The organism is Chryseobacterium shigense (assembly GCF_900156575.1).
GTDB classification, from domain to species: domain Bacteria; phylum Bacteroidota; class Bacteroidia; order Flavobacteriales; family Weeksellaceae; genus Chryseobacterium; species Chryseobacterium shigense.
Genome location: NZ_FTNY01000001.1, coordinates 388,878 through 400,645 on the forward strand (window position 1 = coordinate 388,878; position 11,768 = coordinate 400,645).

An 11,768-nucleotide genomic window follows, 5' to 3' on the forward strand; every position below is an offset into this window, starting at 1 on the left:
ATTGAGTATTTTTTATTTTTTAATTGGGTATTATTCTTAATTACGCTGTAACGGGTCTTTTTGCAGGAGCATCATCTCTGTCGAAAACTCTGTTGATCACTGCATTTTGGTTTTTTTCAAACATTTTGTGACTTCCCGGAGCCGGAGCACCACTTGGTACCGGAGATACCACCTGGATTCCTGTATCTCTGAAATTTCTCAGGATATAAGACCATGCCCCCATGTTTTCAGGTTCTTCCTGAGCCCAAACCAATTGTGTTCTGTTGTCATATTTGCTGAAGATGGCCTCTATAGCATCTGCCTGAAGCGGATATAGCTGCTCTAATCTTACCAATGCAATATTTTCACAATTCAGTTCTTCTTTCTTCGCTAATAATTCGAAGTACAGTTTCCCTGAACATAATACTAATTTTTCAACTTTTTTAGGATCTGCAGTAGGATCATCCAATACTGGCTGGAATGAACCGTTGGCAAAATCTTCCAGTGGAGAAACCACTTTAGGGTGTCTCAATAAAGATTTAGGGCTCATTACGATCAACGGCTTTCTGAATGACCATTTAAGCTGTCTTCTTAGTAAGTGGAAATAATTGGCAGGTGAAGTGATATTGGCTACCACCATATTTTCGTTCGCACAAAGCGTTAAGAATCTTTCTAATCTTGCTGAAGAGTGTTCTGCTCCCTGACCTTCTGAACCGTGAGGCAATAGCATCACCAATCCGTTCTGGATCTTCCATTTCTCTTCTGCAGCAGCCAGATACTGGTCAACAATGATCTGAGCACCGTTGACAAAGTCTCCGAACTGAGCTTCCCAGATCGTCAATGTATTAGGAGAAACCATGGCATATCCGTAGTCGAAACCTAAAACTCCGTATTCTGAAAGGTGAGAGTTGAATACATCAAATCTGCTTTCTGATACATGCCTTAACGGGATATACTCTTCTTCTGTATCTTCAGTTTTTACCACTGCATGTCTGTGAGAGAATGTTCCTCTTTCCACATCTTCTCCGGAAATTCTTACATTGTCCCCTTCCACAAGAAGGGTAGCATATGCCAACCACTCTCCAAGAGCCCAGTCTAATGAATTTCCTTCGATAGCCTTAATACGGTTATCAAACAGTCTTGTAATTTTATTAATGAACTTTTTGTCGGCAGGAAGAGATGACATTTGAATGGCCAGTTCTTTAAGCTTCTCTAAGTCATATTTTGTATCTACAGGAATCTGAACAGCGCCTCTTTTCCCGATAGGATAATTGATCCAGTCATCTGCCATGAAAGGGTCCATTGCATTTTTCTCGATCTCTTTGGAAGCATCAAAGTCTTTATCCAAAAGTGCTTTGAAATCTGATTCCATTTTAGCAATCACATCGTTGGAAGTGATGCTGTCCTTAAGCAATTTATCTTTATAAATTTCTCTTGGATTCGGGTGTTTTGAAATTAATTTATACAGATTAGGCTGTGTGAATCTAGGCTCATCACCTTCATTGTGGCCATATTTTCTGTATCCTAATAAATCGATATAAACATCTTTACCAAACTTTGCTCTGAAATCTGCTGCAAAATGCATTGCATGAACTACGGCTTCTGCATCGTCAGCATTAACGTGCATTACCGGAGATTCTGTTACTTTCGCAATATCGGTACAGTAAGTTGAAGATCTTGCATCGGCATAGTTGGTTGTAAATGAAACCTGGTTGTTCACCACGATATGAACAGTTCCTCCTGTTTTATATCCTTCCAGTGTCATCATCTGAGCTACTTCGTAAGCAATCCCCTGACCTGCGATAGCACCGTCACCATGGATTACGATTGGAAGAATCTTGGAACCGTCTCCTTTGTATTTGTCATCTATTTTCGCACGGCAGATCCCTTCTACAAGAGCTGCTACAGTCTCAAGGTGAGAAGGATTCGGAGTAAGGTTGATGGCTACTTCTTCTCCTGAAGCAGTTTTCACTTTTTTAGATGATCCCAGGTGATATTTAACGTCTCCGGAGAATACATCCTCTTCGAATTCTTTTCCTTCAAATTCTGAGAAGATTTGCTTGTAAGATTTTCCGAAAATGTTTGACAACACGTTCAGTCTTCCTCTGTGAGCCATTCCCAGAACGACTTCGTCTACTCCTAATTGAGAAGATCTTGAGATCAACTGATCCAATGCAGGGATCAAAGTTTCACCACCTTCCAGCGAGAATCTCTTTTGCCCTACAAATTTGGTATGAAGATAGTTTTCAAAAGCTACTGCCTGATTCAATTTTAATAAAATCTCAGTTTTTTCATTCGCAGAAAGACTTGGGTGGTTTTCGTTCACCTGAAGCCATTTCTTGATGAAGTCTTTTTCTTCAACATTGTTGATATACGTGTATTCTACTCCGATAGAATCGCAATAGATACTTTCCAAATGCTTGATCAGGTCCTGTAGTGTTGCAGGTTCTTTCATTCCTGTTTCAACAGCACAGTTGAATTTCGTATTTAAATCCTCTTTGCTAAGACCGAAGTTCTCGATGTCTAAAGTAGGCGTATAGTGTCTTCTTTCTCTAACTGGGTTGGTCTTTGTAAACAAGTGCCCTCTCGTTCTGTAAGCCTCAATAAGGTTTACTACCTTGAACTCTTTTTTGATGTGCTCAGGAACTTCTCCGCTGGATACTGCCTGAGAGATTTGCTGTACTGCCGGAGCAGCGTTGGCCGGAGCCTGAATGTATTGAACGTTATCATCATCTCCATAGTTCTCCAAAGCGAAATCGAAACCTTGAAAAAAGGCTTTCCATGATGGCTCCAAAGAATCCGGGAATTTTAAGTACTGTTGGTATAAATCCTCAATTAACTGAGAATGAGCTGCGTTTAGGAATGAAAATCTGTCCATTATTACAGTTTATCTATTATTAAAATTTATTTGTAGAATTAATCTTCAAATTTAATAAAAAAAACCGAGTTAAGACAGCCTGAGACCGTTAAAAAAAATTAAGAAAAAAAATAAGAAAAAAAAATCACTTAAACACTGATAATGAGAGCTTCATGTTGACCTCCTGCCCTTCGATCGGACGTTCAATAAAGGTCTGACGGATATCTCCGAAGCGCATCTCGTCTTTTTTGGCCTTCTGAATCAGCTGCTGAACGGCCCTTATTCTGCCTTCATAATTTCCTTTGTAGTACATCACATAATTTTGGGAAGCATTCAATGTACGGAAATTGAAGTTATTATCCGTCACTCCAATCTTTTTAGAAAGTGGAATTCCCATGAAGTAAGAAACTTCTTTGTCTTTGTAGTTATCCGCATCGGTGATGAGCACGGGAAATCCGAATTCATCATCTCTTTTGCCAAGATCCATCGTTACATAGTTATAAATTTTACTGTAGTTCATCACAATATTTTTATAAAGGGATTCCTTTTTATTGGATGCACTAACATTGATTCCCAAAAGCAGTTTACTTTCTTCATTTTCCACCATCAGGCTGTCATATTTGATGGAGGCCATCTGGTTATCTTTTTCCACTTTATTCCCCAAAACATTTTTCAGGTTGACCATACTTTTGTCAATATTCTCAGCAAAACGGTCTTCGGTCCAGAAATTTTCAACCCTCCTCAACACGGAAAGTTTGGGAGTATGCACCATCCAGGTGATTTTGGTTTTTTCTGGAGAAACTGCTTTAAATTGAACATCCACTACCGTAGGATTTTCGTTTCTATCCTCGAAAAGTTGATATCGCAGACTTTTTTCAGGATTTTCATAGCGGATGAACATTTCTCCGTCTGTATCATTTTTTGGATCTACATAACTGATCGCGCCCCCTTGTCCTTCATACGGGGTATAATAATCTATATCAATAGACTGTGAACTCGTAAAAAAGTTATTCCAACGGGTAAAGTGCTGAAGGTTATTAAACTGGGTAAAGACTTTATCGATGGGATAATCAATCTCTTTTTCTATCTTAAAATCCTTGTTTTCATCTACAAAATAGTACATGGAAGCAGCATAAGCTCCTACCATTAAAACAAGAATCACGGCTGTTATTTTAAAAAAACGCATCGCACAAAAGTAAGACAAATAAAAAAAGTGACCAATATCATGATCACTTTGATTTTTAATTTTAATCCCTACTTTTTATTATTCTGAAAATTCCAATAAATAAATAAGCCGGAAATTTCCGGCTTATTACTTTTTTTTTTAAATGGGGTTTATTTTAGTCCAAAGTTTTTAGAAATACCCACTCCTACTTCTTTACCGAAAGATAAGCTGAATTTATTATTTTTAAAATCAGCCCCATCTTCTTTTAAATAAGCATATCTGATTCCTCCAATATTAAAGTTCAATCCAAAACCATTCTTAAAGTTGATAAATAATGCCGGCGTAAAGCTGGTGTAGAATCCATTAAGTTTTCTTTCACTGGAAACAGATGCAACAGTGTAAGTATTTCTCATGTTTTGATACCCTGCTCCTAAATCTCCATAAACGGCAAAAGTCTGGCTTAATGGCATCGCATAACGAACAAATGGCCCGATAGCAAAGCCATTTTCTTTTAATGTCCCAAAATCTGCCGGTCTTTTTCCTGATGTAATGGAGGAATTGATTCCTACTGTCCAATGATCACTCAACTGATATCCTACTGTCGGAGTAAAGCTAAAGGATTCTGTCTTACTTTTTTCTCCGGAAATACTGGTGTTATCACTATTATATCCAATGTTACCTCCTAACAACAAAGTGTTTTTTTGAGCACTCACCATTCCGAATGCAGTTACGGCTGCACTAATCAAGATTTTTTTCATCATTTTAAAATTTGTATTTTTCGGAAGAGTTATTAACAACCCCCGTGCCAAATCATAAAATTTGTTAAAAAACATGAAATCAAGTTTGAAATGCCGTTTTATTTATCATCAATAGGTCATTTTCATTCTTAAACTATTATTATCAGCAACAATAAATATACATTCAGGTTTACATCATTGACAATAAAAAAGTATCCCAAATGGGATACTTTTCATTCTAATTGATAAAGGTTTTATCCTATATGCGTTCCTGAAGGCAATACAGCTCCTTTTTTAATTACAACAATTCCATCCTGAACGGAATGGGTTCCATAATCGCCATCCTTAAGGTGTTTACCTCCTATAATTTTGACATTATCACCAATGTAACAGTTTTTATCTAATATAGCTTTTTCAATATAACAGTATTTACCAATTCCCATATTTGGACGTCCACTTCTGTCGTTCAGTACGATTTCAGTCGTATTCTGGTAAAAATCAGCGCCCATCACATAAGAATTGACGATGGTACTCCCTTTATCTATCCTCGTCCTGTTTCCGATCACCGAATTCTCGATCTTATCGGCCATAATAATGCATCCGTCTCCGAAAACAGCTTTACTCACGTAAGAGCCATTAATCTTTGATGGTGGAAGCATCCTCGCTCTCGTATAGATGGGCGAAGAAGAAAACAGATTAAACTGTGGAAGGTCCTGGCAAAGATCCAGATTTGCTTCATAAAATGATTCTATCGTTCCAATGTCTGTCCAGTAACCTTCGTATTGATAACTCAAGGTTTTATACTTTCCGATGGAGTTCGGAATGATATCTTTTCCGAAATCATCACCAGCCCCATCTTCAAACATTTTTTTCAAAATTGTTCTCGTGAAAATATAAATTCCCATCGATGCCAGATATTCTTTCCCCTTATGTTTGTTTTCCTCTGAAACTTCAGATTTCAGACCATCCAGAATATCATATTCCGGCTTTTCATAAAAAGAGGTAATATTACCTTCATCATCAGATTTTAAAATCCCGAATCCTGTAGCATCTTTCGCAACTACGGGAATAGTAGCAATCGTGACGTCGCCTCCGTTTTCAATGTGAAAATCCAGCATTTCCCTGAAATCCATCTGATAGAGCTGGTCACCGGAAAGGATCAGAATATAGTCATAATCATACTTTTCCAGGTGCTTCATCGACTGGCGGACCGCATCTGCCGTTCCCTGATACCAGCTTTCATTTTCCACATTCTGCTCGGCAGCAAGAATATCTACAAATCCTTTGCTGAAAATATCAAAGTGATAAGAATTCTTGATATGTGAATTTAAGGAAGCTGAATTAAACTGCGTTAAAACCAGGATTTTATTCAGTCCCGAATTCAGACAGTTGGAAATAGGAATATCTACCAGCCTGTATTTTCCTGCAATAGGAACTGCCGGTTTAGATCTTGAATATGTTAACGGGAATAATCTTGTCCCTCTGCCGCCTCCCAAAACAATGGAGATTACATTTCGTTTCATAGGTATCTTGCGTTTTATTGAATTAAATTGACTGTTCTATTCTTAGTGTTTACTGCTATTTTAAAGCACTCTTTGTTCTTGTATACGAATGCATTGACATCCCCAATGACCCGAAATTTATTTTATGATCCGGTTCCATCATTTCGATCCTCTTCTGTCCTATTTTTCTATAGGGTAAAAGAATACGATGATGAGGAAAAATTAATCCGTGAGTTTTACTCCCATCAGTTATTGTATAAAGCTATATATTTTTCAGCAGATTTCTCCCATGCAAAATCAAAATTCATGTTGGCATGAATAAGCTCTTTCATGACCCCTTTCTGATTATAAATCCCTAATGCCCTGTTCATTGCATGAACGATATCGTCTACTCCCGGATAGGTAAAGTTCAATCCTGCTCCACCTGTTGAAATATCTTCTACGGTATCCCTGAGTCCTCCGGTATATCTTACAACAGGTACTGTGCCATATCTCATAGAATACATTTGGTTCAGTCCGCAGGGTTCCACTCTTGACGGCATCAGCAGAAAGTCTGCCGAAGCATAGATCTTATGGGAAAGATGCTCTTTGTATCCTAGATCTAAAGCAAAATTGGTATACGTATATTCATATTCTTTCAGTTTGTTCTCAATATAAGTGTTTCCTGATCCCAGAATCATAATATTCAAGGCACCATAGCTTTGTTTGATGCTTTTCCAGACAACATCAGGCAGAAAATCTGCTCCTTTTTCCGTAGCAAACCTTCCAATAAAAGCAAACAATGGGAGATCGGGTTTTAAGCCATATTCCTTGCAGAGCTTTTCTTTATTCTTTTTCTTTTGGGCCACTGCATTTTTTATATTGAAATTAAAATCAATCATCGGATCTGTTTCAGGATCCCAAACTTCTGTATCAATTCCGTTGATAATCCCGTATGCTTTCCCAAACTCTTCGCGCACCAGACTTTCAAGTCCCCGGAAGCTGATAAAAAGTTCTTCCAGATACCCCTCGGAAACGGTTGTAAAAGCGTGAGAACATTTGATCATACTTGCCAGTGGATTGATAAAGCCACCCCAGTCCATCAAACCCCATTTGTAGGCATCAAAAGAAGGCAAATAATTTGCCATATTCCAGCTCATCATTCCCTGATACTCTCCGTTGTGGATGGTTCCTATTGTTTTTACTCCTTTTAAAAATTCAAATTCAGGACAATGCTGGGTCATAAAAGGCACCAGCCCTGTATGGTAATCGTGACAGTGTAGTACATCGGGACGAATCTTCATAGCACTCAGCCAATGCAATACACCATGCTGAAAAGCGATAAACTGAAAACTCTCGTCCTGATAACCGTAAGGATTTTCTCTGTCTAAAAGCCCCGGTATTTTCACCATATAAAGCTCAAATCCCAAAACATCTGATTTCTCTTTCATGACCTGAACCTGAAGCATATCCGGGCCCTGATGAATGAAGCCATCAAAAACTATGTCAAACTCATGATTATGAATAAAAGATTTGTTGTACCAGGGCATAACTACCTTAGCGTCTATCCCTTTTATTTTATTCTGATATTTTGGCAGCGCGCCCACAACATCAGCCAGACCGCCTACTTTGGCGATCGGGTAACATTCCGTACTTAGGTGATATATTACCATAGTCTTTTCCTTACTCATTTTTAAATATCATTTATTTTTTATTCTAAACCATCTCTATTCCGTTTTCCATTCCTATTTTTACTAATCCTAAAAACAGGAATCAAATGACCCTCTTCCAGCCTCTCCTGTTCAATCACAATACTGATCTCCTGTGATGTGAATGTCAGGATTCCATAGCTTTGTAATCTTTCTATATCAAAAGGTTCCAATCTCTCATTTTCAGAATGTATTCTTTTCAGCTGTACCATACCATGATCTGACGTTTCAATATCTTTCAATTCTGCATTTTCAATGGATTGTGCAGAGAAGTAACCGAATATAAAGTCAGTTTGACCGATCAGATATTGTATTATCAAAACTGCTTCATCATCATCGGTCATAAAAATGACTTCCGACACCCTGTTCTCTGAAAATTCTACTTTATGTTTTTCAATTTTAAAATGAAAAAAGTAAAGTTCCTTATTCAATTTCCCTTCTAAAATAGGGGGATCAAATCCTGCTTTATCAAATTCTTTCAATGTTTCTTCATCGAAATCCAATCGTACAGTATATTCTTTTATTTCCCTGTATTCTTTTCCTAAAATGTCTAAAACCTGAATCATTTCTTATGTTGTTTTATTCTTTGAAGTTTATACTTTTTATCTTTTTTCTGTCTCAAAACAATTCCAGCCAGCGGAGGCAGCTTTATGGTAATAGATTTTGGATGCCGCATCCATTCTTCATTTTTTTCATTTAAAATATCGGCATCAGCACCACTTCCATTGTATTTCTGATCGTCCGAATTAAGAATGACTTCCCAATGCGTTCCTGCATTGACTCCTATTTTATATTCTAAAACCTTTGGTGTCAGATTCAGAACCACCATCAAAATATCGTCTCTCTTTTTACCTTTCCTCAGATAGGCATACACAGAATTCTCAAGGTCATCAGCTTCTACCCATTCAAAACCGTTTTTATTAAACTGGTTTTCATAGAAGGCAGATTCCTCACGATAAAGATGATTCAAATCTTTTACAAGGGTCTGCATTCCTTTATGAACAGGATACTCCAGCAAATGCCAGTCCAGACTGCGGGTAAAATTCCATTCGCCGGTTTGTGCAAATTCATCTCCCATAAAAAGAAGCTTTGCGCCCGGATGGGTATACATATAAACATACAATGCACGGAGATTGGCAAACTTCTGCCACTCATCTCCCGGCATTTTATAGATCAGACTTGCTTTTCCGTGCACCACTTCATCATGGGACAGCGGCATCATATAATTTTCATTATACGTATATACGGAGGCAAACGTGATCTTATGGTGGTGGTATTTTCTGTTTTCAGGAGCTTCTTTAAAATAATCCAGTGTATCATGCATCCATCCCATCATCCATTTCATTCCGAAACCTACTCCACCGTCATGAACGGGCTTTGTAAGCAAAGGAAAATCTGAACTTTCTTCAGCTATCGTGATAATACCGTCTCCAAATTCTTTATAAACCGCGGTATTGAATTCCTGGAGAAAAGCTTTGGCTTCAAGGTTTACATTTCCACCTTCAATGTTGGGTTCCCATTCTCCCTCATTTCTGGAATAGTCCAGATGAAGCATCGAGGTGACGGCATCTACCCTAAGTCCGTCAGCGTGATAGCGATCTAGCCAGAACATGGCATTGGAAATGAGAAAGGACTTAACTTCATTCCTGCCATAGTTAAAGATATAAGACTTCCAGTCGGGATGAAAACCTTTTCTCGGATCTTCGTGCTCATAAAGGTAAGAACCGTCAAAACGATGAAGTCCGTTGGCGTCACCCGGAAAATGAGATGGTACCCAATCTAAAATGACTCCAATATCATTTTTATGAAGTTCGTCGATCAGAAACATCAGGTCCTGAGGAGATCCAAACCTTGAGGTCGCCGCATAAAACCCTGTAATCTGGTATCCCCAGCTCGGATCGTACGGATATTCCATTACAGGCATAAATTCTACGTGAGTAAAGCCCATTTCTTTTGCGTAAGGAACTAATTTCTCCGCAATATCACGATAATTCAGATACTTATCCGGAGCATTGCTCTGCCTTACCCACGAGCCTAAATGAAGTTCATATACCGATATTGGCGCGTCCAGACTGTTGACTTTCCAGCGTTTTTCCATCCATTCTTTATCGGTCCACTCATACCAGGTTGTAGAAACCAATGAGGCTGCCTGAAGATTTTGCTCCCAGCTCAAAGCATAAGGATCACTTTTTTCAAGAATTTCACCTCTGGCTGTTTCTACAGCATATTTATATAAAGTTCCCCAGGTAAGTCCGGTTATAAAACCTTCCCAAATCCCGGATCCATCCCATCGCGGAAACAGGATATGATCTTTATGATTCCAGTTATTAAAATTTCCAATAACGGAAACTTTTTTTGCGTTGGGAGCCCAAACCGAAAAATAGACGCCTTTTACACCGTCTTTTTCAACAGAATGTGCACCAAATTTCCCATACAGTTTGTAGTGTCTTCCTTCTTTAAAAAGGTAGACATCATGGTCAGTGAACAGTGTATAGGTTTTAACAGAATTCATCAAGATATTGTTATACTTTATTTTTCTTTGAAACTACGAAAATTCCCTGCAATAATGGTTAATAATTAGTCAAATTATTATTATGTTAATTACTCCCATTTCGGCACGTTGATCAAATATATTATTTTTTACATTCTTTTTTTTATGATTTTAAAACAATCTTTTTTATAAATTTAGCTTCCAATTTATATTAAACACATAGGATGAAGTTTGAACTTTATACAGAAGAAAGCGATGACAGAACGTTGTACATCACCGGAAATTTCAACAACTGGAACCCGAGAGATTCCAATTATCAGCTTAAACAGCTGGATCCGCACCATTATTCCATAGAAATCAGCAGCGAAATTTTCCCCGACATTGTGGAATACAAATTCACAAAAGGAGGCTGGGAAAATGTAGAACTCGACAAGTACGGGAATATCACCCCCAACCGTAAGACGGCGAAGTCCGCAGAAAAAACATCTGATATTATAGAAAAATGGAGGCTCAACTGGGGACCTTTCAAAAAGGAGTTTTTCCCGATTGCAGAAGTTATTTCTGAAGAATTTTATATCCCCCAGCTTGAACGTTACCGAAAAGTATGGGCTGTTCTGCCTTATGATTACTATGTTGCCGACAAAAGCTATCCTGTGCTTTATCTTCAGGATGCTCAAAATCTTTTCAACGAAGGAAGCGGGTACGGAAACTGGGAAATTGACAAGAAGCTGTCTATCCTTGCCGAATATGGGCGTGGCGATGTGATTATCATTGCCATAGAACATGGAAGCGAAGAACGCATCAAGGAATATATTTTTGATAATGACAATGTAGCGAATGGATCGGAGGGTAAAAAATACATCCGATTCATCACAGACACCTTAAAACCATTTGTGGATGACCACTACCGTACAAAAAAAGATCGGGACAATACAGGAATCGGAGGCAGCTCTTTAGGTGCACTGATCAGTATTTACAGTGGCTTCCTTTATCCGGAGGTTTATTCCAAACTACTGATTTTCTCCCCTTCACTTTGGGTGGAACCTAATAATAATTTCCCAATGATGAGCTTCAGAGTCCCTTTTAAAACTAAAATTTACCTCTACGGAGGCGGCCAGGAAGGGTCTAAAATGGTCAAAAGAATCCATGTTTTTGAAGACTATTTAAAACGCTGGGAAAAGAAAAATCTTTTTGATTTTGAATTTAAAACCAGTATCAACCCCGAAGGAACTCACAGTGAATTTTACTGGTCACAGGAATTCCCAAGAGCTATTGAATGGCTTTTCTACGACAACACAGAAAACCCTGTAGAAGTACAACCACAACAACAAAGCATTAAAAATTAAGTT

At 38.2% G+C, this 11,768-nt stretch carries 8 protein-coding genes; 1 reads left to right on the forward strand and 7 read right to left on the reverse strand.

What is annotated here, in order from left to right; all coding sequences use genetic code 11:
- Positions 1 to 40: 40 nt before the first annotated feature.
- From BW964_RS01895 to glgB, 7 genes are all read right to left on the reverse strand, one after another.
- On the reverse strand, positions 41 to 2,857 hold the full coding sequence (locus tag BW964_RS01895) for a 2-oxoglutarate dehydrogenase E1 component (RefSeq protein ID WP_076504239.1): 2,817 nt from the start codon (positions 2,855 to 2,857) through the stop codon (positions 41 to 43).
- A gap of 124 nt (positions 2,858 to 2,981) precedes the next feature.
- Positions 2,982 to 3,998, reverse strand: a complete 1,017-nt coding sequence (locus tag BW964_RS01900; protein WP_228432099.1) for an SRPBCC domain-containing protein — start codon at positions 3,996 to 3,998, stop codon at positions 2,982 to 2,984.
- A 173-nt stretch (positions 3,999 to 4,171) separates the two neighbouring features.
- Positions 4,172 to 4,762 (reverse strand): outer membrane beta-barrel protein, encoded by a 591-nt coding sequence (locus tag BW964_RS01905; protein ID WP_228437929.1) that lies wholly within the window; start codon positions 4,760 to 4,762, stop codon positions 4,172 to 4,174.
- 230 nt (positions 4,763 to 4,992) lie between these two features.
- Positions 4,993 to 6,261 (reverse strand): glucose-1-phosphate adenylyltransferase, encoded by a 1,269-nt coding sequence (locus tag BW964_RS01910; RefSeq protein ID WP_076504242.1) that lies wholly within the window; start codon positions 6,259 to 6,261, stop codon positions 4,993 to 4,995.
- 224 nt (positions 6,262 to 6,485) lie between these two features.
- Positions 6,486 to 7,910, reverse strand: coding sequence for a glycogen synthase (locus tag BW964_RS01915; protein WP_228432101.1), 1,425 nt, complete (start codon positions 7,908 to 7,910; stop codon positions 6,486 to 6,488).
- Positions 7,911 to 7,930: 20 nt separating this feature from the next.
- A complete protein-coding gene (locus BW964_RS01920) occupies positions 7,931 to 8,494 on the reverse strand; it encodes a hypothetical protein (RefSeq protein ID WP_076504245.1) in 564 nt (187 codons plus the stop codon).
- Positions 8,491 to 10,440, reverse strand: a complete 1,950-nt coding sequence (glgB, locus tag BW964_RS01925) for a 1,4-alpha-glucan branching protein GlgB (RefSeq protein WP_076505395.1) — start codon at positions 10,438 to 10,440, stop codon at positions 8,491 to 8,493. The genes BW964_RS01920 and glgB overlap by 4 nt, the downstream gene beginning before the upstream one ends.
- A 203-nt stretch (positions 10,441 to 10,643) precedes the next feature.
- Here glgB and BW964_RS01930 point away from each other — a divergent pair, with 203 nt between their 5' ends.
- Positions 10,644 to 11,765 (forward strand): alpha/beta hydrolase, encoded by a 1,122-nt coding sequence (locus BW964_RS01930; RefSeq protein WP_076504247.1) that lies wholly within the window; start codon positions 10,644 to 10,646, stop codon positions 11,763 to 11,765.
- Positions 11,766 to 11,768 lie beyond the last annotated feature (3 nt).